This window comes from Pseudomonas sp. GM33 (assembly GCF_000282295.1).
Lineage (GTDB): Bacteria > Pseudomonadota > Gammaproteobacteria > Pseudomonadales > Pseudomonadaceae > Aquipseudomonas > Aquipseudomonas laurylsulfatiphila.
In genome coordinates this window covers 120,793-143,486 of record NZ_AKJO01000070.1, presented here as the reverse complement: position 1 = coordinate 143,486, position 22,694 = coordinate 120,793, and the positions used below count along the sequence as shown (strand labels likewise).

Genomic DNA, 22,694 nt, shown 5'->3' with positions numbered 1-22,694 from the left:
TGGCTGGAAGCCGTCAGCGGCGAAAGCCTGCAGGCCAGTGGTTTGCAGGAGGACACGCAGGGCGCTCATCCACTGGCCCAACAGGTGGTGATGTTGCGTCATTCCCGGCGATTCGGTGAAGGCAGCGGTATTGGCCAGCTCGCTCGTTGGGTTAACCAGCAGCAACCGGAGGAAGCACGCAAGTTGTTGTCTGCGCGAAGCCATGACGATGTGTATGGCTTGTCCCTCAAGGGCGAGCAAGACCGGACCCTGGAGCGTTTGCTGCTCGAAGGTCACGGTGAGGGCCCGCAGGGATATCGGCATTACCTGGCCTTGCTGCGCAAACAGCGACCGCCACTCGACAGCCCGCTGGAAGATTCACGCTGGACCGACTGGGCCCGGGAGGTGTTGCAAGCCTTCGACGCGTTCCAGCTGTTATGTGCCGTGCGCAAGGGGCCGTGGGGTGTGGAGGGCTTGAACCAGCGAGTGACGGACGCCTTGCTCAGGGCACGCCTGATCGACAGCGACCAGCAGTGGTATGAAGGTCGCCCCGTGCTGATGACCCGCAACGATTACGGGCTGGGTTTGATGAATGGCGATATCGGCATCGCTCTCAAGCTCCCGGAGCAGGAGGGCCACGGAAAACAGGTTTTGCGTGTGGCGTTCCCACGCAATGACGGCCAGGGCGGCGTGCGATTTGTCCTGCCAAGCCGCCTGAATGATGTCGAAACCGTGTACGCCATGACCGTGCATAAATCCCAGGGCTCGGAGTTCGCGCACACCGCGTTGATTCTTCCCGATGCCTTGAATCCGGTCCTCACCAAGGAATTGATCTACACCGGGATTACCCGGGCCAAAGACTGGTTCACCCTGATCGAATCGCGCGCAGGCGTGTTCGAGGAGGCGGTGAAACGCAGGGTCAAGCGCTTGAGCGGGTTGATGCTGGAGCTAAAGGACGGCAGCGAGCCGACAGACTGAAAGGTCCGTGAGCGATTGTAGGAAACTGTCCGAGGCAGCGTAGTACGTGGCCTCGCTGGCATTTCCTCGCTGTGCTATCGTTGCGGCATCATTTCGCTCCGGTCCAAGAGTATTCCTGCATGAAGGTGGCTGTCAGGACGACAGAGCGCGTCGTTGGCTGTAGGAAAGCACTGCTTGCCGTCCTTCTTTGTCTGCTGGCCAGCGTCGTTTTCGCTCAATCGCAGCCCCCGGTGGGCATGGCGGACCAACGCGCCAAAGCAGTTACCCAGGTGGTCCTCGGAATTCTCAGCTACGCCCGCTGGCCCGTTGAGCCTTTGCTGCTGCGCCTGTGCCTGGTCGGCCCTACCGAATACACCGACGACCTGGTCAAAGGCACGACCCAGGCGACCGGTCGACCTGTCGCCGTGCGACGCTTGTTGGCCGACAACCCTTCGATTGTCAGTGACTGCGATGCGGTTTACATCGGCAAGCTCACTGGCGAAGAACGCAGCCGATTGTTTGCCGCGTTGATCGGGCATCCGGTGTTGAGCATTAGCGAGAGTGACGAGCAGTGCGCGGTCGGCAGCCTGTTTTGCTTGCGGGTCAGCGACGAGCAGGTGTCGTTCGAGGTCAATCTCGACTCCGTCGCTCGCAGTGGTGTTCGCATCCATCCGAGCGTGCTGCAACTCTCGCGCCGCAAGCCGGCGGCGCCATGAAGCTACTGACACCGGGCAGTCGCCCGACTTTGCATTCGGTCATCGGTCGCGGCAACTTGCTCGTCGCGCTGGTGGGCGTCGCCATGGCCAGTGTTTCGCTGACGTTGCTCGGCGTGCTGGCTTTGCGTGTGTACGCCGATCACAACCTGCACCTGATCGCACGCTCGATCACCTACACCGTGGAAGCCGCGGTGGTGTTCAACGATAAACCCGCTGCCACCGAGGCGCTGGCGTTGATTGCGTCCATCGAAGAAGTGGCTGATGCCCAAGTGTTCGACCGGCAGGGACAGTTGCTGGCCCGTTGGCAACGACCGGAAACCGGATGGGTCTCCGATCTCGAATTGCACCTCGCCAAAGCGTTTCTCGAAGAACCGATGAGCATGCCGATCCTCCATCAAGGGCGGGAAGTCGGCAGCATCCGGCTCACCGGTCATGGCGCCAGCCTGATGCGCTATTTGCTCAGCGGTCTGGTGGGCATCCTCTTGTGCACGGCCGTCAGTGCCTGGGTGGCGCTCTTTCTGGCACGCCGACAACTTCGCGGGATCACCAAGCCCCTGCGCAACCTCGCCACCGTCGCCCACGCCGCGCGTAGTGATCGGGCCTTCGACAAGCGCGTGCCGCCCGCCGACATTGCCGAGCTCGATGATTTCGGCAACGACTTCAATGCCCTGCTCGATGAGCTCGAAGCCTGGCAATCGCACCTGCAAAGCGAAAACGAATCCCTGGCGCACCAGGCCAGTCACGACAGCCTCACCGGATTGCCCAACCGGGCGTTTTTCGAAGGTCGCCTGATGCGCGCGCTGCGCAACGCCGACAAGCTCGGCGAGCGAGTGGCGGTGTTGTTTCTCGACAGCGATCGCTTCAAGGAGATCAACGACAGTTTCGGCCATGCGGCGGGGGATGCGGTGTTGGTGGCCGTGGCCAACCGGGTTCGCGCGCAACTGCGGGAAGAGGACCTGGTGGCGCGCTTGGGTGGCGATGAGTTTGCCGTGCTGCTGACACCGCTGCACAAGACCGCAGACGCCGAACGAATTGCCGACAAGATCCTGGCCAGCATGGACATGCCGATTCCATTGCCGGGCAGTACCCAGGTATTGACCTCACTCAGTATCGGCGTCGCGGTGTACCCGGATCATGGCGCAACGCCGGGTGCCCTGCTCAACGCCGCCGATAGTGCGATGTACCAGGCCAAGCGCCTGTCCCGAGGCGCACAGTACACGGCAGGGTCGGAGCACCCTGCCGCCGATGTTCAAAACAGGAGCTGATTTTCGTGTTCACTTTCAACCCGCGTTCCCTGCGTTTTTTCACCATGACCTTGCTCGTGGCCCTGCTGAGCCTGACCGGTTGCCAGACCACCCCGCCAAAAGGCCTGACCCCGGCGCAGATCGCCGTGCTGAAACAGCAGGGTTTCGAGCTGACCGACGATGGCTGGGCCTTCGGTTTGTCCGGCAAGGTGTTGTTCGGCAGCGACGATGACAGCCTGAACAAACAGAGCACCGAGATCGTCGAGCGCATCGGCAAGGCACTGCTCGGAGTGGGGATCGAACGAGTGCGGGTCGATGGCCACACCGACGCATCGGGCAAAGAGGCCTACAACGAGCAACTGTCCGTGCGCCGGGCGAAAAGCGTTGCCAGGGTGCTCAACACGGTCGGCATGAAGCCGGAAAATATCCAGTTGCGCGGCCTGGGCAGCAGCGTACCGGTGGCCACCAACAGCACCTCCAGTGGCCGCACGGAGAATCGCCGGGTCGCCATCGTCGTCAGCTCCGACTAATCGGCAAACAACATCTCCCGGCTTTCCCCCATCAGCAGTCCCTGATTCTGCTCAGTGACCTGGCGGATGTAATCCCACAACAGGGTAATCCGCTTGAGCTTCCTCAGGTCTTCGCGGCAGTACATCCAGAACTGTCGGGTGATGTTGATTTCCTGCGGCAACACCGGCAGCAGGCGCGGGTCCTGTGTTGCGAGGAAGCACGGCAGGATCGCCAGTGAGCGCCCCTGCTGCGCCGCCACGAACTGCGCGATCACGCTGGTGCTGCGCAGGTTGGCGCTGGCGCCGGGCAGTACATTGGCCAGGTACAACAGCTCCGAGCTGAACGCCAGGTCGTCGACGTAACTGATGAACGAATGTTTCGCCAAGTCTGCCGGGCGGTGGATGGCCGGGTGGTTGTCGAGATAGTCCTGGGTCGCGTACAGCTGCAACCGGTAGTCGCACAGTTTGCAGCAGACGTACGGGCCATGCTCCGGACGCTCCAGGGCGATGACGATGTCGGCCTCGCGCTTGGACAGGCTGATGAAGTGCGGCAGCGGCAGGATGTCCACCGAGATCGCCGGGTAGGTGTCGACGAAGTGGCTCAGCTGCGGCGTGATGAAAAAGCTGCCGAAACCTTCGGTGCAACCCATGCGCACATGACCGGACAGCGCCACGCCGGACCCGGAAACCTGCTCGCACGCCATGTGCAAGGTGCTTTCGATCGATTCGGCATACCCCATCAACCGCTGGCCTTCGGCAGTCAGGACAAAGCCGTTGGTCCGGGACTTCTCGAACAGCAAGGTGCCCAGCGCCGTTTCCAGCGAACTGATGCGCCGCGACACCGTGGTGTAATCCACCGCCAGGCGCTTGGCCGCGGTGCTGGCCTTGCGGGTGCGGGCGACCTCGAGGAAAAACTTGAGGTCATCCCAGTTCAACGAGCCGAGGGAGGTGATGTTTTTTTGCATGTTGGACCGGTTTTTATGTGCGTTCTTATCAGAAGTTTGCACATCTATACTCCAAAAACAGTCCGAGAACCAATTCGCGACAAACAGCTCATCTCAGGGCGACCCTTTCGCCCTGGCTCCCAAGATAACAACAAAGATCCGGAGACTCACATGAACGCATCGCTCACGCCCAATGACACCACCGTGCAAAAGGTCAAACTGTTGATCGACGGCGAGTGGGTCGAGTCCAAATCCACCGAATGGCACGACATCGTCAACCCGGCGACCCAGCAAGTGCTAGCCAAAGTGCCGTTTGCCACCGCCGAAGAAGTCGATGCCGCCATCAGCGCCGCTCATCGTGCGTTCCAGACCTGGAAGCTGACCCCCATCGGCGCGCGGATGCGCATCATGCTCAAGCTCCAGGCGCTGATTCGCGAGCACTCCAAGCGCATCGCCGCGGTCCTGAGCGCCGAGCAGGGCAAGACCATTGCCGACGCCGAAGGCGACATTTTCCGTGGCCTGGAAGTGGTCGAGCACGCCTGCTCCATCGGCAGCCTGCAAATGGGTGAATTCGCTGAAAACGTCGCCGGTGGCGTCGACACCTACACTCTGCGCCAGCCGATCGGCGTGTGCGCGGGCATTACCCCGTTCAACTTCCCGGCGATGATTCCGCTGTGGATGTTCCCGATGGCCATCGCCTGCGGTAACACCTTCGTGCTCAAGCCGTCTGAACAGGACCCGATGTCGACCATGCTCCTGGTGGAGCTGGCGATCGAGGCGGGCATTCCGGCCGGCGTGCTCAACGTCGTGCATGGCGGCAAGGACGTGGTGGACGGGCTCTGCACCCACAAGGACATCAAGGCGGTTTCCTTCGTCGGTTCGACCGCCGTCGGTACTCATGTCTATGACCTGGCCGGTAAACACGGCAAGCGCGTGCAATCGATGATGGGTGCCAAGAACCACGCCGTGGTGCTGCCGGACGCCAATCGCGAACAAGCGCTGAATGCGCTGGTGGGTGCCGGCTTCGGTGCTGCCGGTCAACGTTGCATGGCCACTTCTGTGGTGGTGCTGGTGGGTGCGGCCAAGCAATGGCTGCCGGACCTCAAGGCGCTGGCGCAAAAACTCAAGGTCAATGCCGGCAGCGAGCCGGGCACCGATGTCGGTCCGGTGATTTCGAAAAAAGCCAAGGCGCGGATTCTCGACCTGATCGAAAGCGGCATCAAGGAAGGCGCCAAACTGGAGCTGGACGGTCGCGAGATCTCGGTTCCCGGTTACGAGAAGGGCAACTTTGTCGGCCCGACCCTGTTCTCCGGCGTGACCCCCGACATGCAGATCTACACCCAGGAAATCTTCGGCCCGGTGCTGGTGGTGCTGGAAGTCGCCACCCTCGACGAGGCCATCGCCCTGGTCAACGCCAACCCGTTCGGCAACGGCACGGGCCTGTTCACCCAGAGCGGTGCGGCGGCACGTAAATTCCAGAGCGAGATCGATGTCGGCCAGGTCGGCATCAACATCCCGATCCCGGTGCCGGTCCCGTTCTTCAGCTTCACCGGTTCACGCGGCTCCAAGCTCGGCGACCTCGGTCCGTACGGCAAGCAAGTGGTGCAGTTCTACACTCAGACCAAGACCGTCACCAGCCGCTGGTTCGATGACAACAGCGTCAACGATGGTGTGAACACCACGATCAACTTGCGATAAGGAGCCGGACATGAAAATCGCTTTTATCGGTCTGGGCAACATGGGCGCGCCGATGGCGCGCAACCTGATCAAGGCCGGCCATGCACTGCGCCTGGTGGACCTGAACAAGGCTGTGCTGGCGGAGCTGGAACAGTTGGGCGGCAGTATCAGTGCATCGGCCCGTGAAGCGGCGGAGGGCGCCGAACTGGTGATCACCATGCTGCCTGCCGCGGTGCATGTGCGCAGTGTGTGGCTGGGTGAAGACGGTGTGCTCGCCGGTATCGGTAAAGGCGTGCCGGCCGTCGACTGCAGCACCATCGATCCGCAGACCGCGCGGGACGTGGCCGCCGCCGCTGCCAAACAGGGCGTGACCATGGCCGATGCGCCGGTCTCTGGCGGTACCGGTGGTGCAGCCGCCGGCACCCTGACCTTCATGGTCGGCGCCACGCCTGAACTGTTCGCCACCCTGCAGCCGGTACTGGCGCAGATGGGCCGCAACATCGTCCATTGTGGTGAGGTCGGCACCGGGCAAATCGCTAAAATCTGCAATAACCTGCTGCTGGGGATTTCCATGGTCGGCGTCAGCGAAGCCATGGCGCTGGGTGATGCGCTGGGCATCGACACCAAGGTGCTGGCGGGCATCATCAATAGTTCCACCGGGCGTTGCTGGAGTTCGGAGATGTACAACCCGTGGCCGGGCATCGTCGAAACAGCACCGGCGTCGCGCGGCTACACCGGCGGCTTCGGAGCCGAGCTGATGCTCAAGGATCTGGGGCTGGCCACTGAAGCGGCGCGTCAGGCGCACCAGCCGGTGGTGCTTGGCGCTGTGGCACAGCAGCTGTATCAGGCGATGAGTTTGCGTGGGGAAGGTGGGCAGGACTTCTCGGCGATCATCAATAGCTATCGCAAGCCGCAATGAAGCGATTCATTGAATGTGGTGAGGGCTGTTGTGGCGAGGGGGCTTGCCCCCGTTGGTTCGCGAAGCGGACCCAGAACAGATAAACGCGGTGGGTGATACGAACCGCGGTTACCGACTTTACGACGGCTTCGCCCTCGAACGGGGGCAAGCCCCCTCGCCACACAAGCTCGCTCCCACAGGGTACGGCGCTTACCTAAAGACTTTTGACCGGGAGATCACGTCGGGTGATCCCCCGGTTTTTTTGTATCAGGCAAACACGAAATACTTACGCACGGTTTCCACCACTTCCCAGGTGCCTTTCATCCCGGGCTCGATGACAAAAATGTCACCAGCGCGCAGGTGGATCGGTGCCATGCCTTCGGGGGTAATGATGCAGTAGCCTTCCTGGAAGTGGCAGTACTCCCACTTCACGTATTCCACGTACCACTTGCCGGGCGTGCAGATCCAGGTGCCCATGATCTTGCTGCCGTCTTCACTGGTGTAGGCGTTGAGGTTGACGGTGTGCGGGTCGCCTTCGAGCTTTTCCCATTTGCAGGCGTCGAGCACGGGCAGCGGGTGGGTGTCGCGAAGAACGGTAATCGGTGCGGTCATGATGACTCCGGGCAGTGGGCTCAAGAACTGAAGTCGCACCCTATAGCGCCTGTCCATGGGTCAGTTGTCTGTGCTCGACACTGAGCTGCTCAGAAACGCACAGCCCTCAAAGACGGGTCAACGGGCAGTCGAGCCTGGATTGTTCGAGACTGTTTTCGAACTCGACCAATTGCGCGTGCTGTTGCGACAGCGCCGCTATCCGTTCGGCGATTTCCCGTTTTTTGCTGGCGATGACCTGATGGGCCCGTTCCCATGGCAACTGCGGGCCCTGATGTCCGGCGAAGGCTGACTGCAATTCCTTGAGTCTGAAACCCAGCTGCTGGGCACATTTGATGAAGATCAGCAGATCGACGCTGTGCTGGTCATAGATGCGGTACTTGCCCTGGCGTCGGGCGGCAGGCAACAGGCCAATCGACTCGTAGTGACGGATGCTTTTGACAGTGGTTCCGGAACGTTGCGCGGCTTGGCCGATGTACATGGGAAGGTCCTTTTCTCCGAGGATAAAGCTCGGCGCATTATCGACCGACTCAAGCGCTGGCGATAGCTTCGGCCTGGCGTAACCAGGCCGCATGCCGGTCTGCGCTGGCGCCGAGAATGGGCCCGAAGGTCAGGGTGCGAGTTGGCTTGATGCCACAGAATTCCAGTGTGGTTTTACGGACCTGATGCAAACCGGGCATGCGGTAGATCCAACGGTAGTACCAGGGCGGCGTGTCCATGGTCACCAGCAGGTGGGCGGTTCGGCCGTGCAGGAGTTTGTCGGGGAAGGCTTTGCCCTGGCGATACTTGAAGGCAAAACCCGGCAAGAACACCCGGTCGAAAAAGCCCTTGAGCAAGGCCGGTACGCCACCCCACCAGATCGGATAAACCAGCGTCAGCTGTTCGGCCCACAGGATATCGGCCTGGGCGTTACGCAAGTCGGCCTCCAGCGGCTGGACCTGCTGATAGCCTTCGCGCAGCACCGGGTCAAAATCCAGGGTGCCGAGAAACAACTGACGCACCTCATGCCCGGCGCGCACGGCCGACTGTGCGTAACGCTCGGCAAGGGCAGCGCAGAAGCTGTTGCTGGACGGATGCCCGAGGATCACCAGTATTCGTTTACCCATCATCGCTATCCTCGAAGATCAAACCTCAAGGATAAAGTCTGCCCCTCAGGGGAGAGTCAAGGCATGCAGCAGGGCCTTGGCATAACCGGGCAATGCGGCGAAGTCCCGTGCACAGAGCAGCAGTTTGCGTTGGCCCCAGGCTTCCTGCAGGGCGAGGCTCTTGAAGGACAGGCCACCGGACCCGCGCTCGACCGCAGCCAGCGGCACAATCGCCAGGCCCGCGCCACGGGCGACCATGCGCATCACGCCATCAAAGCCATCGGCGCGGATGCGAATCTGCATGCGCAGGCCGGCGTGCAGTGCCTGTTCTTCGAGATACACCGCCAGCGCGCTGTTGGCATTCAGGCCGACGTAGTCGTGATGCAGCGTGTCGGTGAAGCTCACCGAGGTTGCCTGTGCCAGGGGATGTTCGCGGGGCATGATCAGCACCAGCGGATCATCGCGGAACGCTCGGGTCTGCAAGTCATCGGTGTCCACCGCGTCGGAAACGATGCCCAGGTCCGCCGCGCCCTGGCGCAAGGCGTGGGTGATGCGGGTGCTGGGCAGTTCCTGCAGGTCGATGTCGAGATTGGGGTGGCTGTGCAGGAAGTCCGCGAGCAACTCCGGCAGGTACTCGGTGATCGCCGTGGTATTGCACAGCAGCCGCACCTGGCCTTTGACGCCCTTGGCGTATTCGGCCAGTTCCTGTTGCAGGCGTTCGGCCTGTTGCAGCAGAACCCGGGCGTGCCGGGCGAGGGCATCGCCGGCCGGTGTCGGGCTGACCCCGCGACGGTTACGCTGAAGAAACTCGACGCCCAAAGATGCCTCCATGGCGCGAATCCGTGCGCTGGCCGCTGCGAGTGACAGATGACTGCGTACGGCGCCGGCGGTGATGTTGCCGGAGTCGAGGATGTTCAGGTACAGGCGCAGGTCGGTCAGGTCGAAGTGCATTGTCATTCCCGGTTTATTTGCTGTCTGGACTGGCGCCTTCGCGAGCAAGCCCGCTCCCACAGTGGTTATGTGTCGTTCACAAATCCCCTGTGGGAGCGGCGGTGCGGCGATCCGACTTGCCCGCGAAGAGGCCAGTCGCTTCAGCGAAATTCTCAGCCTCTGTCAAAGCAAGAGGCAACCCCAGTATATGGCAGATTTTCAATCAACCCCCCGCGGGCCCACCATAGCCCCATGAACACACTCTCGGCGTTTTACCAGAATCTCGGATTGACCCTGTCACTGCTGGTGATCGGCACCTTTGTGCTGGCCGGCATGATCAAGGGCGTGATCGGCCTCGGCTTGCCAACGGTTGCCATGGGACTGCTGGGTCTGGCTATGGCGCCGTCGCAGGCAGCCGCGCTATTGATCATTCCGGCAACGCTCACCAACGTCTGGCAACTGGCATTCGGCGGGCATTTGTCCGGGCTGGTCAAACGACTGTGGCCGATGTTGCTGGCGATTTTCATCGGCACCGGGGCAGGCACGCTGTGGATCGGCATGAGCGGTGGCCATTGGGTGGTGCGAGGGTTGGGCGCTGCGTTGTTGTTGTATGCACTGAGCGGATTGTGCCTGCCGACCTTGCGCGTAGGACCCCACCGTGAACGCTGGCTCGGTCCGCTGTGTGGCCTGCTGACCGGCGTCATCACGTCGGCCACCGGCGTGTTCGTGATTCCGGCGGTGCCCTACCTGCAAGCGCTGGGTTTGAGCCGGGACGAACTGGTGCAGGCGCTGGGCCTGTCGTTCACCGTTTCGACCCTGGCCCTGGCCGGTGGCTTGCTGTGGCGCGGCGCGCTCGGCGGGGGCGAGTTGGGTGCGTCGCTGCTGGCGCTGATCCCGGCCATGCTCGGCATGTGGCTGGGGCAATCGCTGCGCCAGCGGATCAGCGCCCTGTGGTTCAAGCGCGTGTTTTTCGTTGGCCTGGGTGTGCTCGGCGGCCATTTGCTGATCAGCGGCTAGCGGACGACGGGCTGATCATGTCGATGGCGCGGATTTCGAAGTCCCGTTCCAGATACTCTTCGCGCTGCTCGAGGAATTGCTTCATGTGCGGCAGGTTCGAGTGCACGTCCAGATGGGCCTGGGACTGCCAGATCTCGTAGAAAATGAACAGGGTCGGGTCCTGTTTATCGCGCAGCATGTGGTATTCGATGCAACCGGGTTCGGCGCGGCTTGCTTGCACGTAGCCGCTGAAAAACGCTTCGAAGGCGTCGGATTTTTCCGGACGGGTCTTGGCGTGCAGGATGAAGCCCTGGATTTCACTCATCTACATCTCTCCTCAGGTCAGAATGGGCGCCAGTCTAAGGCAACAATCGCCTGTGGATTCGTGCTTGTGGGTCAAATGAATTTTGCCAAATCGACGCTTATTCCGCGCGAGGCTGATCGGTACTCTGCCGCCATCGAATTCCCGACCCTTCCCGAGACCTTCCATGAAAAAAGTCCTGTTGCTCAACGGCGGCAAACAATTTGCGCACTCCGACGGCCGCTACAACACCACCCTGCATGAAGCCGCGTTGAGCGTGCTGGATCGCGGTGGTCTGGATATCAAAACCACCTTCATCGACGAGGGCTACGACGTCGCCGAAGAAGTGGCCAAGTTTCTCTGGGCCGACGTGATCATTTACCAGATGCCCGGCTGGTGGATGGGCGCGCCGTGGACCGTGAAGAAGTACATCGATGAAGTCTTCACCGAAGGCCATGGCAGCCTCTACGCCAGCGACGGCCGCACCCGTTCCGACGCCTCGCAGAAATACGGCAGCGGCGGCCTGATCCACGGCAAGCAGTACATGTTGTCACTGACCTGGAACGCCCCGCAGCAAGCCTTCGACGACCCGACCGATTTCTTCGAAGCCAAGGGTGTGGACGCGGTGTACTTCCCGTTCCACAAGGCCAACGAGTTCCTTGGCATGACCGGTTTGCCGACGTTTCTCTGCGTAGACGTGATGAAGCGCCCGAACATCGAGGGCGATGTGGCGCGTTATGAGCAGCATTTGACTGAGGTGTTTGGCCTGTCGGCGTAACCGTTTGGGGCTACTATCGATTGTTTGAGTCAGGCACAGTTTCTGTGGCGAAGGAGCTTTTGTGGCGAGGGGGCTTGCCCCCGTTCGGCGGCGAAGCCGCCGTAAAGTCAGTTGACGCGCGACTTCCTGAACCACCGCGTTAGTGGGTTGTGGGTCCGCTTCGCGGACCAACGGGGGCAAGCCCCCTCGCCACAATGGTTCCTCTCAACTCAAAAGAAGCGGCGCAGGACTATCGATAAGGGACACACGTGAAAGCCAGATCCGATGAATTGCAGATATTCGTCTGCGTGATTGAATGCGGGTCGATTTCCGCGGCGGCCGAGCAGGTCGGGCAAACGCCTTCGGCGGTAAGCCGCACGCTGTCGCGGCTGGAGGCCAAGCTCGACACCACCTTGATCAATCGCACCACGCGACGCATGGACCTGACCGAGGAGGGCAAGTACTTCTTCGAGCACGCCAAGCGCATTCTCGATCAGATGGACGAGCTCGAAGAGCGCCTGTCCTCACGCCAGCAAACACCGTCCGGGCGCCTGCGGATCAACGCGGCATCCCCCTTCATGCTGCACGCCATCGTGCCCTACATCGATGAATTCCGCAGGCTCTACCCGGACATCCAGCTGGAACTCAACAGCAATGACTTGATCATCGACCTGCTGGAGCAGAGCACCGACATCGCCATTCGCATCGGCACCCTGACCGACTCGACACTGCATGCCCGCTCCCTGGGTTGCAGCCCGCTGCACATCGTCGCCAGCCCGGCCTACCTGGAAAAGCACGGCACACCGCAGGCCGTGGCCGACCTGGCCGACCATACGCTGCTGGGGTTCACCCAGAACGAAGGCCTCAACCAATGGCCGCTGCGTTACGTGCATGGCGATCGCTGGCCGATCCAGGCCTCGATCAGCGCCTCCAGCGGCGAGACCATCCGCCATCTGGCACTGGACGGGCAGGGCATCGCCAGCCTGTCGCACTTCATGACCATCGAGGACATTCGTGCCGGACGCTTGAAAGTGTTGCTGGCCGAATTCAACAGCGGCTACCGCCAGCCGATCAATGCGGTGTACTACCGCAACTCGCAGCTGGCCTTGCGGATTCAGTGCTTCCTGGACTTTATCCAGGGCAAGTTGGCGGATTATGCGAGCGCGGATTTCAAAGGCTGATTCGTGACTCCTGCGCAAAAGTGAATTGGGTCAGAGGGCATTTTTCGGCAGTGATCGCTACCGGATACTCCTTGCATCACTTATCCACGCAGGGAGTTTCTCCATGAACGTATTCGTTACCGGCGCTGCCGGATTTATCGGCGGTTCCATCGCCACGGGCCTGGTCCAGGCCGGCCACGCTGTCACCGGTCTGGTGCGCAGCGCCGAACAGGCCGATGAGCTGCGTGCACTGGGCATTTCTGCGGTGGTGGGCAGTCTGGACGACCGCGACCTGTTGACCGATCAGGCGCTCGCTGCCGATGCAGTGATCAACGCGGCCAGCAGCGATCATCGTGGCGCCGTGGAAGCCTTGCTCGATGCCTTGCGCGGCTCTGGCAAGGTGTTCCTGCACACCAGCGGTTCGAGCATTGTCGGTGATGCCTCGGGCGGCCAATCCAGTGATGTCATCTACTTCGAAGACGACCTGCCGGAACCGACCGTCGACAAGGCGGCGCGCGTGGCCATCGATAACCTGATCCTGGCGGCAGCCATGGAAGGTGTGAACTCGGCAGTGATCTGCAACACCTTGATCTACGGCCACAGCCTGGGCGTCCATCGCGACAGCGTGCAGCTGCCGCGCCTGCTCAAACAGGCGCGCAAAAGCGGCGTGGTGCGCCATGTCGGCACGGGCCGCAACATCTGGTCCAACGTGCACATCGAGGACGTGGTTGCGCTGTACCTGCTGGCGCTGACTAAAAATGTACCAGGCACCTTCTACTTCGTTGAAAGCGGAGAAGCGTCGTTCATCGACATGACCACGGCGATGGCCCGGGCGCTGAACCTGGGCGAGTCGCAGGATTGGCCGCTCAAGGATGCCGAAGCCGAGTGGGGCTACGAAATGGCCAACTATGGTCTGGGTTCCAACAGTCGGGTGCGCGGCAAGCATGCGCGGGAATTGTTGGGGTGGGTGCCGAAGCGCACTTCGGTGGTGGAGTGGATTCGCGACGAGATGGTTTGAGTTCGCGTTAGACCGCGTCATCGTTCTTCGCGAGCAAGCCCGCTCCCACATTCGATCGCATTCCTTATGACGGAGCGCGATCAATTGTGGGAGCAGGCTTGCTCGCGAAGCTTTTTCAGCAGCCCATTAACTGGTCGGGCCGTCCTCGATTCCGTAACATCCGCACACTCTTTTTCGTCTCTCCCTGTGTGCGGTCCCCCCCATGAAAGCAAAACGTCTACGCGCCGATGTCCTGGCCGGGCTTACCACGTCCTTCGCCCTGTTGCCCGAGTGCATCGCTTTCGCCCTGGTGGCCCATCTCAATCCGCTGATGGGGCTCTATGGCGCGTTCATCATCTGCACCCTGACCGCGCTGTTCGGCGGGCGACCGGGCATGGTGTCCGGTGCGGCCGGCTCGATGGCCGTGGTGATCGTCGCGCTGGTGGTGCAACACGGCGTGCAGTACTTGCTGGCCACGGTTTTGCTGGGCGGGCTGATCATGATAGCGTTCGGGCTGCTCAAGCTCGGCAAGCTGGTGCGCATGGTGCCGCACCCGGTGATGCTCGGCTTCGTCAACGGCCTGGCGATCATCATTGCCCTGGCGCAACTGGAGCACTTCAAGGACGGTGAGGCCTGGTTGAGCGGCACGCCGCTGTACATGATGCTTGGCCTGGTCGCGGTGACCATGGCCGTTGTCTACGTACTGCCGCGCCTGACCCGCACCGTGCCGCCGGCGCTGGTAGCGATTCTCGGTGTGGGCCTGGCGGTGTATCTGCTTGGCTTGCCAACCCGCACCCTGGGCGACATGGCGCACATAGCCGGTGGCCTGCCGACGCTGGCGCTGCCGGACATTGCGTGGAATCTGGACACCCTGCGCATCATCGCGCCCTATGCGATCCTGATGGCGCTGGTCGGGTTGCTGGAAACCCTGTTGACCCTCAACCTCACCGACGAAATCACCGAGAGCCGTGGCTACCCGGATCGCGAGTGCGTGGCGCTGGGGGCGGCGAATGTGGTGTCCGGTGCATTCGGCGGCATGGGCGGTTGCGCCATGATCGGCCAGACCGTGATCAACCTCAGTTCCGGCGGCCGTGGGCGCTTGTCCGGGGTGGTGGCCGGGGTGTCGATCCTGCTGTTCATCCTGTTTCTGTCGCCGCTGATCGAGCGCATTCCATTGGCCGCGCTGGTCGGAGTGATGTTCGTGGTGTCGCAACAGACCTTCGCCTGGGCCTCGTTGCGGGTGCTGAACAAGGTGCCGCTCAACGACGTGCTGGTGATCATCGCGGTGACAGTGATTACCGTGTTCACCGACCTGGCCACCGCGGTGCTCTGCGGCATCATCATCGCGGCGCTGAACTTTGCCTGGCAGCAGGCCCGCCAGCTGTATGCCGACAGTCATCTGGAGAACGACGGCAGCAAGCTGTACCGGGTGCATGGCACGCTGTTCTTCGCCTCGACCACACCCTTTCTCAATCAGTTCGATCCGGCCAACGACCCGGCGCAAGTGACCCTGGATTGCCAGCACCTGAGCTTTGTCGACTACTCGGCCATCGCCGCGCTGGGCACCTTGCGCGAGCGCTACGCCAGGGCCGGCAAGCACTTGCGAGTGCTGCACTTGTCCGAGCGCTGCAAGAAATTGCTCAAGCGCGCCCGGATGCAGCACGACTGAGGTCAGTCATTCGATCTTTCCCACGCTGAGCGGGGAAAGATCGGTCTGTCGGAGATGAAAATTCATACAGCCGACTTTCATAATTCGCGACACGCCATGCCTCTGTGCGACACCCCTTACCTCTGCACGAAAATTACTTTCACCTCGTTTGAAAATCGCCTGCCGAAATGTTTTAAGAGTTTCACAAATATTTCGACGTGACCCTCTCGAGGAGTACCGCATGACCCTGTCCTTCGGCTATTGGCTGCTGGTGTATGCCGCCGTTGCCATCATCGCGCTGATCGTTCTGATCGCCCGTTACCGGCTCAATCCGTTCATTGTCATCACCCTGATTTCCCTTGGCCTGGCGCTGGTCGCCGGGATGCCTCCGTCCGGCGTGGTGGGGGCGTACGAGGCCGGTGTCGGCAAAACCCTGGGGCACATCGCACTGGTGGTGGCGCTGGGCACCATGCTCGGCAAGATGATGGCCGAGTCCGGCGGCGCCGAGCAGGTGGCGCGGACCTTGATCGACCGCTTTGGCGAGAAGAACGCGCATTGGGCGATGGTGACCATCGCGTTTCTGGTCGGGCTGCCACTGTTCTTTGAAGTCGGTTTCGTCTTGCTGGTGCCGATTGCCTTTACCGTGGCGCGGCGCGTGGGCGTGTCGATCCTGATGGTCGGCTTGCCGATGGTCGCCGGGCTCTCGGTGGTGCATGCGCTGGTGCCGCCACACCCGGCGGCGATGCTGGCGGTGCAGGTGTATCAGGCGTCGGTGGGGCAGACGTTGATGTACGCGATCCTGATCGGCATTCCGACCGCAATCATTGCCGGTCCCCTGTACGCCAAGTTCATCGTGCCGCGCATTCAGCTGCCGGCGGAAAACCCGCTGGAGCGCCAGTTCCTCGAGCGTGAACCGCGCGACAGCCTGCCGGGTTTCGGCATCACCATGGCGACCATCCTGTTGCCGGTGGTGCTGATGCTGATCGGCGGCTGGGCCAATATGATTTCCACGCCGGGCAGTGGTTTCAACCAGTTCCTGCTGTTCATCGGCAACTCGGTGATTGCGCTGTTGCTGGCCACCTTGCTGAGCTTCTGGACCCTCGGCCTGGCCCAGGGCTTCAACCGCGAATCGATCCTCAAGTTCACCAACGAATGCCTGGCGCCGACCGCGAGCATCACCCTGCTGGTGGGCGCCGGCGGTGGCCTGAACCGGATTCTGGTGGACGCCGGCGTCACCGATCAAATTGTCGGCCTGGCCCACGAATTTCATCTGTCGCCGCTGTTGATGGGCTGGCTGTTTGCTGCGCTGATGCGCATCGCCACCGGTTCTGCCACTGTGGCCATGACCACCGCTTCAGGCGTGGTCGCACCGGTGGCCATTGGTCTGGGTTATCCCCATCCGGAGCTGCTGGTGCTGGCGACGGGCGCCGGGTCGGTTATCTTTTCCCACGTTAACGACGGCGGTTTCTGGTTGATCAAGGAATACTTCAACATGACCGTTGCCCAAACCTTCAAGACCTGGACCGTGCTCGAGACGTTGATCTCGGTCATTGCCTTCGGACTGACCGTTGGCCTTTCCTACCTGATTTAGCCGGAGCCACTTGCATGGACATCCTCTACCAGATCCGCGCCCGCCAGGATTCCTTCAGCGCCGGTGAAGGACGCATCGCCCGCCTGATGCTCGACGACGTAGGCTTCGCCGCCTCCGCCAGCCTCGATGAACTGGCGCTGCGGGCAGAGGTCAGCAGCGCCACGCTGTCGCGTTTCGCCCGTACGGTCGGCTGCAAGGATCTGCGTGATTTGCGTTTGCAGCTGGCCCAGGCCAGCGGTGTCGGCAGCCGGTTTCTCGACCCGGCGGGCACCCCGGAGCAGTCGGCGTTCTACGGGCAAATCGTCGGTGACATCGAATCGACCTTGCGCCAGCACCTGGCGGCATTCGATGAGTCGCGTTTCGCCGATGCGGTAAAACTGCTGGGCAAGGCGCGGATGATCCACGCCTTCGGCATGGGCGGCTGCTCGACCCTGTGCAGCGATGAACTGCAAGTGCGCCTGGTGCGCCTGGGCTATCCGATCACGGCGTGCCACGATGCGGTGATGATGCGCGTCACCGCCGCCAGCCTCAGCGCCGAACAGGTGGTGATTGTCTGCTCGCTGACCGGGATCACCCCGGAACTGATTGAAACGGTGGAGCTGGCGCGCAACTACGGCGCGCGCATCCTGGCCATCACTCGCGGCGATTCGCCGCTGGCGCAACTGGCCGACATCGTCCTGCCGCTGCAAAGCGCCGAAACCTCGTTCATCTACAAACCCACGGCGGCGCGCTACGGCATGCTGCTGGCCATCGATGTGCTCGCCACCGAGCTGGCCCTGGCCAACCCTGAAGACAATCAAGAACGTCTGCGGCGGATCAAACTCGCCCTCGACGAATACCGCGGCGGCGACGATCACTTGCCGCTGGGAGACTGACATGCAGTACGACACGCTGATTCGCAACGCCCTGATCATCGACGGCAGCAACAGCCCCGGTTACCCCGCCGACGTGGCGATTCTGAACGGGCGCATCGAGCGTATCGGCGACTTGCGTGATGCCCGTGCCAACGAAGAAATCGACGCACAGGGCCATGTGCTGGCGCCGGGTTTCATCGACGTGCACACCCATGACGACACCGTGGTCATTCGCCAACCGCAGATGCTGCCCAAGCTCAGCCAGGGCGTGACCACGGTGATCGTCGGCAACTGCGGGATCAGTGCTTCACCGGTGAGTTTGCGCGGTGATCCGCCGGATCCGATGAACCTGCTCGGCACGGCCGCTGCATTCGTTTATCCGACCTTCCGCGACTATCGGGCGGCGGTCGAAGCGGCGAACACCACGCTGAACGTCGCCGCTTTGGTGGGTCATACCGCATTGCGCAGCAACCACCTCGACGATCTGTTGCGCACCGCCACAACCGAAGAAATCGCCGCGATGCGCGAGCAGCTGCACGAGAGCCTTGAGGCCGGTGCGCTGGGCCTGTCCACCGGGCTTGCCTATGCCAGCGCCTTCTCCGCATCGACCGATGAAGTGATGCAACTGACCGAAGAGTTGACCGCGTTCGGCGCGGTCTACACCACCCATTTGCGCAGTGAGTTCGAACCGGTGCTGGAGGCCATGGACGAGGCGTTCCGGATCGGTCGCCATGCGCAGAGCCCGGTGATCATTTCCCACCTCAAATGTGCCGGTGCCGGTAACTGGGGGCGCAGTCCACAGTTGCTGGCGTCCCTGGAAGACGCAGCGAAATCGCACCCCGTGGGCTGCGATTGCTATCCCTATGCCGCGAGTTCATCGACCCTGGACCTCAAGCAGGTGACCGATGCCCACCGCATCACCATCACCTGGTCGACGCCGCGCCCGGAGATGGGCGGCCGCGACCTGATGGACATCGCTGCCGAATGGAACCTGTCGTTGCTCGATGCCGCCCGCCAACTGCAACCGGCCGGTGCGGTGTACTACGGCATGGATGAGGCGGATGTGCGCCGGATCCTCGCGCATCCGCTGTCGATGGTCGGCTCCGACGGCTTACCGGAAGACCCGTTCCCACACCCACGCCTGTGGGGCGCATTCCCCAGGGTGCTCGGACATTTCAGCCGTGACGTAGGACTGTTCCCGCTGCACACCGCCGTGCACAAAATGACCGGGCTGTCGGCGGCACGCTTCGGTTTGAAGGAACGCGGTGAAGTTCGCGAAGGCCATTGGGCGGACCTGGTGTTGTTCGATCCGGCGACCATCCGGGATGTTGCCGACTTCAACGACCCGCAGCGGGCGGCAAAAGGCATCGAGGGTGTATGGGTCAACGGTGTGTTGAGTTATCGCGATGGCCAGGCCAACGGGCGCAGGGAAGGGCGGTTTTTGGCGCGGCAAGGGGATTTGCGTGACGGGTTTCATTGATTGGAGCGGGGCGAAATCGCTCCCCGTAGGAGCTGCCGAAGGCTGCGATCTTTTGATCTGCATCACATGGTGGCAATGTGCAATTAAAGAACCCCCCCACCCAGCCGAATTGCTGACATCAAGCCCGGCCATCATTGCGGTTCGGCGGTTACGTATTTTGTAGGAGCGAGCTTGCTCGCGATGGACAAAAGAGCGCCGCGTTTATCCAGTAGAGACGCGTCATCGTTAACGACCATCGCGAGCAAGCTCGCTCCCACAGGTTTTCAATGTCTGGAAGCAATCCGATGAGCTTCGGCAAAACCACTCCGGTCCTGCGTATTTTCGACGAAGCCAAGGCAGTGGATCGAGACGGATGAGCTGGAGCAGTTTCAACAGCAACTGTTGGCCAGGGAATACAGGTTTTCCCATCCACAGATTCAGGCCATGCCCTGGGGCAGCCAGGACATGACCATCGCCGACCCGTTCGGCAATCGGTTGGTGTTCACCAACGCGATCAGTCTCTGAACCTACAACCCCTGAGCCTTCAGCCTTCGTTCGGCACCCGGTGGGTTTGGCGAAACTCGCCGGGCGGCATCCCGCGCCGGCTTTTGAACGTGCGGTGAAACGAGCGGGGTTCGGTGAAGCCCAGGTATTGGGCGATGTCCTGGATCGGCAAGGCGCTGTTGAGCAGGTAATGCTCGGCCAGTTCCTGGCGCAGGTCATCGAGGATCTGCTGGTACGACGTACCGGCCTGATGCAGCTGGCGTTGCAGTGTGCGCACCGACACGGCGAGATGCTCGGCCACCTGCTCCTTGCGTGGCAGGCCCTCCTTGAGCAGCTGGCGCAGGATGCTTTTGACCCGCTGTTCCAGCGACGCGTCCTCCAGTGTGGCCATCAGTCCCTGGGCATGTTCTTCCAGGGTGCGCAGCAATTGCGCATCGGCCTGGCGCAAGGGCAACTGCAAATACGGCAACGGCACAATCAGCGCCGAATAAGGCTGGTCGAACAATACCGGACAGTCGAAGAACTGCTCGTACTGTGCCAGCGTCGTGTCGGCCGGGCAGGCATGTTCCAGCCAGACGGCGGCCGGCGACATTTGCGTGTCGGCGATCCAGCGCGCGTATTGCAGCCAGGAGCCGAGCACGTTTTCCACCAGGTGCCGGCGAATTCGCGGGCGTTGATGACGGCAGGTCCAGATCAGGTGCACGTCGCTGCCTTGCACCTCGGCGCGGCTGACGCCCATGTCTCCCACCAGCTTCTCGAACGGCATGATGCGGCTCATCGCATCGCCCAGTGTCGCGCAGTTCATGGTGATGTAACCCAGCACGCTCCAGGAGTTGGGCAACACAAAGCGCGCGGCGTTGAGACCGAACAACGGATCGCCCGAGTGTTCGCAGAAATAATCGAGCAGCCGTTCATGGGCTTCACCGGGCAACCGCAGGCTGTTGTCGCTCAACTGCTGTGCCTGCAACCCGGCAGCCGCCAACGCAGGCTCGATGGCCATGCCCAGTTGTTCGGCATGACGCAGGTACTTGAGCAGCGGCGGAACGGAAGTGAAGCCCAGGGATTGCATGATCGTATTCCTTTGATCAAGGCCCGCGTGCGCGGATGAATGCCCTGAAAGGTAATTTGAAACCACGGCTAAAGTAAATGGCTGACGCCTGCGCGACGTTTGACTCAATTGGCTACTCGAACTGGCCCGATGCGACCGTGACACTTTCCGGCGGCTGACTAGTATGGGGGCCTGAAATATCACTGATAAGAACCGCAAAAGGACACACGCATGCGACGCTGGAACGGCTGGGGAGATGCAACCACGGTGGTCGAACTGCCGGCCCAGGGCGCGAGTTTTCTCGCCCGGCGGGTGGGTGACGGTCGAGCGCTGCCGGATGCGACGCTTGAGACGGCATTGGCCCGCGTGCCCCCGTCGCGGTTGCAGCAACACTTCCTGTACAGCGTGGATGCCCATGATCGTTTGCTGCATGCTCGCGGCCAGAGCCTGCCGGACTGGCTGGCGTTGCGTGAGGGCGAGCTGGGCAATTATCCCGACGCCGTGGCCTATCCCACGAGCGCTGAACAGATTCGCCGTTTACTGCTGCTCGCCCATGAACAGGACCTGTGCCTGATTCCCTATGGCGGCGGCACCTCGGTGGCCGGTCACATCAACCCGCCGAGTTCCGCGCGGCCGGTGGTGACGGTTTCCCTGGCCCGCATGAGTCGCCTGCTGGACCTCGACGAACAGAGCCTGCTGGCCACTTTCGGCCCCGGCACCAGTGGCCCGCAGGTGGAAAGTCAGTTGCGCGCCCGTGGTTACACCCTGGGGCATTTCCCGCAGTCGTGGGAGCTGTCGACCCTGGGCGGTTGGGTCGCCAGCCGCTCCAGTGGCCAGCAGTCATTGCGCTATGGGCGAATCGAGCAATTGTTCGCCGGCGGGACCCTGGAAACCTTTGCCGGACCTTTGGACATTCCCTCCTTTCCGGCCTCGGCGGCCGGCCCCGATTTGCGCGAAGTGGTGTTGGGCTGTGAGGGCCGATTCGGGATCATTTCCGAGGTCAAGGTACGGGTCAGCGCACTGCCCGCCGATGAACGTTTCTACGGTGTGTTCCTGCCCGATTGGCCCAAGGCGCTGCAAGCCATCCGCCAGCTGGCCCAGGCGCGCGTGCCGCTGTCGATGCTGCGCCTGTCCAACGCGGTGGAAACCGAAACCCAGTTGGCGCTGGCCGGTCACCCGCAGCAGATCGCCTGGCTGGAAAAGTACCTGGCCCTGCGCGGCGCCGGCGAGGGCAAATGCCTGCTGACGTTCGGCGTGACCGGCAACCGTCGGCAAAATGCGCTGTCCCTGCGGCAGGCCCGGCAGCACCTCAAGGCGTTCGGCGGGGTGTTTACCGGCACCTTGCTCGGCAAGAAGTGGGCGCAGAACCGCTTCCGCTTTCCCTACCTGCGCGAGAACCTGTGGAACGCCGGTTACGTGGTCGATACCCTGGAAACGGCCACCGACTGGAGCAACGTCGATAACCTGCTCACTCTCATCGAGAGCAGCCTGCGTGACGCCCTGGCGGCGCAGGGCGAACGGGTCCATGTGTTCACCCACCTGTCCCACGTCTATGGCGAAGGATCGAGCATCTACACCACTTATGTGTTTCGCCCGGCGGCGGATTACCCCGCCACCCTGGCGCGCTGGCAGGCACTCAAGCAGGCGGCCAGCCAGACCATCGTCGACAACCACGGCACCATCAGTCACCAGCATGGCGTGGGCAAGGACCACGCGCCGTACCTGCTGCGTGAGAAGGGCGCGCTGGCGATGGACACCCTGCAGGCATTGAGTCGGCACTTCGATCCGGCCGGGCGACTGAACCCTGGCACGCTGTTGCAGGAGTGACGGC

Annotated in this window: 22 protein-coding genes and 1 pseudogene; 16 read left to right on the top strand and 7 right to left on the bottom strand. The window is 62.1% G+C overall.

Annotation, left to right across the window (positions count from 1 at the left end; all coding sequences use genetic code 11):
* The 4 genes from PMI26_RS19225 to PMI26_RS19240 all read left to right on the top strand — a co-directional run.
* A partial coding sequence (locus PMI26_RS19225) for an ATP-binding domain-containing protein (RefSeq protein ID WP_007973231.1) occupies nt 1-957 on the top strand: 957 nt, incomplete at its 5' end.
* Nucleotides 958-1,076: 119 nt separating this feature from the next.
* Nucleotides 1,077-1,652, top strand: coding sequence for a YfiR family protein (locus tag PMI26_RS19230; protein ID WP_007973229.1), 576 nt, complete (start codon nt 1,077-1,079; stop codon nt 1,650-1,652).
* On the top strand, nt 1,649-2,917 hold the full coding sequence (locus PMI26_RS19235) for a diguanylate cyclase domain-containing protein (protein WP_007973228.1): 1,269 nt from the start codon (nt 1,649-1,651) through the stop codon (nt 2,915-2,917). The genes PMI26_RS19230 and PMI26_RS19235 overlap by 4 nt, the downstream gene beginning before the upstream one ends.
* Before the next feature lie 44 nt (nt 2,918-2,961).
* Nucleotides 2,962-3,426: an OmpA family protein gene (locus PMI26_RS19240; RefSeq protein WP_256356695.1), complete on the top strand. Its 465-nt coding sequence runs from the start codon at nt 2,962-2,964 to the stop codon at nt 3,424-3,426.
* Here the strand turns inward: PMI26_RS19240 and PMI26_RS19245 are convergent.
* Complete coding sequence (locus tag PMI26_RS19245) at nt 3,423-4,370, bottom strand: LysR family transcriptional regulator (protein WP_007973226.1); 948 nt, start codon at nt 4,368-4,370, stop codon at nt 3,423-3,425. The genes PMI26_RS19240 and PMI26_RS19245 overlap by 4 nt on opposite strands.
* Before the next feature lie 150 nt (nt 4,371-4,520).
* Between PMI26_RS19245 and PMI26_RS19250 the strand changes: the two genes are divergently transcribed.
* Nucleotides 4,521-6,047, top strand: coding sequence for a CoA-acylating methylmalonate-semialdehyde dehydrogenase (locus PMI26_RS19250; RefSeq protein ID WP_007973225.1), 1,527 nt, complete (start codon nt 4,521-4,523; stop codon nt 6,045-6,047).
* A 10-nt stretch (nt 6,048-6,057) separates the two neighbouring features.
* On the top strand, nt 6,058-6,945 hold the full coding sequence (mmsB, locus tag PMI26_RS19255) for a 3-hydroxyisobutyrate dehydrogenase (protein ID WP_007973224.1): 888 nt from the start codon (nt 6,058-6,060) through the stop codon (nt 6,943-6,945).
* A 246-nt stretch (nt 6,946-7,191) separates the two neighbouring features.
* Here the strand turns inward: mmsB and PMI26_RS19260 are convergent, their stop codons facing one another.
* The 4 genes from PMI26_RS19260 to PMI26_RS19275 form a co-directional block, all read right to left on the bottom strand.
* Entirely contained in the window at nt 7,192-7,536 is a 345-nt protein-coding gene (locus PMI26_RS19260; RefSeq protein WP_007900627.1) for a cupin domain-containing protein, read from the bottom strand.
* Between the two features lie 106 nt (nt 7,537-7,642).
* Entirely contained in the window at nt 7,643-8,014 is a 372-nt protein-coding gene (locus PMI26_RS19265; RefSeq protein WP_007973223.1) for a MerR family transcriptional regulator, read from the bottom strand.
* A gap of 49 nt (nt 8,015-8,063) precedes the next feature.
* Nucleotides 8,064-8,642, bottom strand: a complete 579-nt coding sequence (locus PMI26_RS19270; RefSeq protein ID WP_007973222.1) for an NAD(P)H-dependent oxidoreductase — start codon at nt 8,640-8,642, stop codon at nt 8,064-8,066.
* Nucleotides 8,643-8,684: 42 nt separating this feature from the next.
* Nucleotides 8,685-9,569, bottom strand: coding sequence for a LysR family transcriptional regulator (locus PMI26_RS19275; RefSeq protein ID WP_007973221.1), 885 nt, complete (start codon nt 9,567-9,569; stop codon nt 8,685-8,687).
* A gap of 231 nt (nt 9,570-9,800) precedes the next feature.
* On the opposite strand from PMI26_RS19275, the gene PMI26_RS19280 reads away from it, so the two are divergent.
* A complete protein-coding gene (locus PMI26_RS19280) occupies nt 9,801-10,565 on the top strand; it encodes a sulfite exporter TauE/SafE family protein (protein ID WP_007973219.1) in 765 nt (254 codons plus the stop codon).
* Here the strand turns inward: PMI26_RS19280 and PMI26_RS19285 are convergent.
* Nucleotides 10,555-10,869: a putative quinol monooxygenase gene (locus PMI26_RS19285; protein WP_007973217.1), complete on the bottom strand. Its 315-nt coding sequence runs from the start codon at nt 10,867-10,869 to the stop codon at nt 10,555-10,557. The two genes, PMI26_RS19280 and PMI26_RS19285, sit on opposite strands and share 11 nt — an antisense overlap.
* 163 nt (nt 10,870-11,032) lie before the next feature.
* Here PMI26_RS19285 and PMI26_RS19290 point away from each other — a divergent pair, with 163 nt between their 5' ends.
* From PMI26_RS19290 to PMI26_RS0129515, 8 genes and pseudogenes are all read left to right on the top strand, one after another.
* Entirely contained in the window at nt 11,033-11,623 is a 591-nt protein-coding gene (locus PMI26_RS19290; protein WP_007973215.1) for an NAD(P)H-dependent oxidoreductase, read from the top strand.
* A gap of 248 nt (nt 11,624-11,871) precedes the next feature.
* Nucleotides 11,872-12,783, top strand: a complete 912-nt coding sequence (locus tag PMI26_RS19295; protein WP_007973212.1) for a LysR family transcriptional regulator — start codon at nt 11,872-11,874, stop codon at nt 12,781-12,783.
* A gap of 103 nt (nt 12,784-12,886) precedes the next feature.
* Nucleotides 12,887-13,780: an NAD-dependent epimerase/dehydratase family protein gene (locus PMI26_RS19300; RefSeq protein ID WP_007973210.1), complete on the top strand. Its 894-nt coding sequence runs from the start codon at nt 12,887-12,889 to the stop codon at nt 13,778-13,780.
* 202 nt (nt 13,781-13,982) lie between these two features.
* A complete protein-coding gene (locus tag PMI26_RS19305; RefSeq protein ID WP_007973208.1) occupies nt 13,983-15,428 on the top strand; it encodes a SulP family inorganic anion transporter in 1,446 nt (481 codons plus the stop codon).
* A gap of 220 nt (nt 15,429-15,648) precedes the next feature.
* Complete coding sequence (locus PMI26_RS19310; RefSeq protein WP_007973206.1) at nt 15,649-16,998, top strand: GntT/GntP/DsdX family permease; 1,350 nt, start codon at nt 15,649-15,651, stop codon at nt 16,996-16,998.
* Nucleotides 16,999-17,012: 14 nt separating this feature from the next.
* On the top strand, nt 17,013-17,873 hold the full coding sequence (locus PMI26_RS19315) for a MurR/RpiR family transcriptional regulator (RefSeq protein WP_007973204.1): 861 nt from the start codon (nt 17,013-17,015) through the stop codon (nt 17,871-17,873).
* A gap of 1 nt (nt 17,874) precedes the next feature.
* Nucleotides 17,875-19,332, top strand: a complete 1,458-nt coding sequence (locus tag PMI26_RS19320; protein WP_007973202.1) for an N-acyl-D-amino-acid deacylase family protein — start codon at nt 17,875-17,877, stop codon at nt 19,330-19,332.
* 284 nt (nt 19,333-19,616) lie between these two features.
* Nucleotides 19,617-19,836 (top strand): annotated as a pseudogene (locus PMI26_RS0129515) (glyoxalase superfamily protein).
* A gap of 19 nt (nt 19,837-19,855) precedes the next feature.
* On the opposite strand, the gene gliR reads toward PMI26_RS0129515, so the two are convergent.
* The gene (gliR, locus tag PMI26_RS19325; protein WP_007973200.1) at nt 19,856-20,884 is read right to left on the bottom strand and encodes an AraC family transcriptional regulator GliR; all 1,029 of its coding nucleotides are present in this window, start codon (nt 20,882-20,884) and stop codon (nt 19,856-19,858) included.
* A gap of 210 nt (nt 20,885-21,094) precedes the next feature.
* Here gliR and PMI26_RS19330 point away from each other — a divergent pair, with 210 nt between their 5' ends.
* Nucleotides 21,095-22,690 carry an FAD-binding oxidoreductase gene (locus PMI26_RS19330; protein WP_007973198.1) on the top strand — a complete coding sequence of 532 codons (1,596 nt, stop codon included), beginning with the start codon at nt 21,095-21,097 and terminating at the stop codon, nt 22,688-22,690.
* Nucleotides 22,691-22,694 lie beyond the last annotated feature (4 nt).

Excerpts from the sequence above, each read along its gene's own strand:
- PMI26_RS19230 (WP_007973229.1), top strand. The coding sequence starts at position 1,077 with ATGAAGGTGGCTGTCAGGACGACAGAGCGCGTCGTTGGCTGTAGGAAA.
- PMI26_RS19235 (WP_007973228.1), top strand. The coding sequence starts at position 1,649 with ATGAAGCTACTGACACCGGGCAGTCGCCCGACTTTGCATTCGGTCATC.
- PMI26_RS19240 (WP_256356695.1), top strand. The coding sequence starts at position 2,962 with ATGACCTTGCTCGTGGCCCTGCTGAGCCTGACCGGTTGCCAGACCACC.
- PMI26_RS19245 (WP_007973226.1), bottom strand. The coding sequence starts at position 4,370 with ATGCAAAAAAACATCACCTCCCTCGGCTCGTTGAACTGGGATGACCTC.
- PMI26_RS19250 (WP_007973225.1), top strand. The coding sequence starts at position 4,521 with ATGAACGCATCGCTCACGCCCAATGACACCACCGTGCAAAAGGTCAAA.
- mmsB (WP_007973224.1), top strand. The coding sequence starts at position 6,058 with ATGAAAATCGCTTTTATCGGTCTGGGCAACATGGGCGCGCCGATGGCG.
- PMI26_RS19260 (WP_007900627.1), bottom strand. The coding sequence starts at position 7,536 with ATGACCGCACCGATTACCGTTCTTCGCGACACCCACCCGCTGCCCGTG.
- PMI26_RS19265 (WP_007973223.1), bottom strand. The coding sequence starts at position 8,014 with ATGTACATCGGCCAAGCCGCGCAACGTTCCGGAACCACTGTCAAAAGC.
- PMI26_RS19270 (WP_007973222.1), bottom strand. The coding sequence starts at position 8,642 with ATGATGGGTAAACGAATACTGGTGATCCTCGGGCATCCGTCCAGCAAC.
- PMI26_RS19275 (WP_007973221.1), bottom strand. The coding sequence starts at position 9,569 with ATGCACTTCGACCTGACCGACCTGCGCCTGTACCTGAACATCCTCGAC.
- PMI26_RS19280 (WP_007973219.1), top strand. The coding sequence starts at position 9,801 with ATGAACACACTCTCGGCGTTTTACCAGAATCTCGGATTGACCCTGTCA.
- PMI26_RS19285 (WP_007973217.1), bottom strand. The coding sequence starts at position 10,869 with ATGAGTGAAATCCAGGGCTTCATCCTGCACGCCAAGACCCGTCCGGAA.
- PMI26_RS19290 (WP_007973215.1), top strand. The coding sequence starts at position 11,033 with ATGAAAAAAGTCCTGTTGCTCAACGGCGGCAAACAATTTGCGCACTCC.
- PMI26_RS19300 (WP_007973210.1), top strand. The coding sequence starts at position 12,887 with ATGAACGTATTCGTTACCGGCGCTGCCGGATTTATCGGCGGTTCCATC.
- PMI26_RS19305 (WP_007973208.1), top strand. The coding sequence starts at position 13,983 with ATGAAAGCAAAACGTCTACGCGCCGATGTCCTGGCCGGGCTTACCACG.
- PMI26_RS19310 (WP_007973206.1), top strand. The coding sequence starts at position 15,649 with ATGACCCTGTCCTTCGGCTATTGGCTGCTGGTGTATGCCGCCGTTGCC.
- PMI26_RS19315 (WP_007973204.1), top strand. The coding sequence starts at position 17,013 with ATGGACATCCTCTACCAGATCCGCGCCCGCCAGGATTCCTTCAGCGCC.
- PMI26_RS19320 (WP_007973202.1), top strand. The coding sequence starts at position 17,875 with ATGCAGTACGACACGCTGATTCGCAACGCCCTGATCATCGACGGCAGC.
- gliR (WP_007973200.1), bottom strand. The coding sequence starts at position 20,884 with ATGCAATCCCTGGGCTTCACTTCCGTTCCGCCGCTGCTCAAGTACCTG.
- PMI26_RS19330 (WP_007973198.1), top strand. The coding sequence starts at position 21,095 with ATGCGACGCTGGAACGGCTGGGGAGATGCAACCACGGTGGTCGAACTG.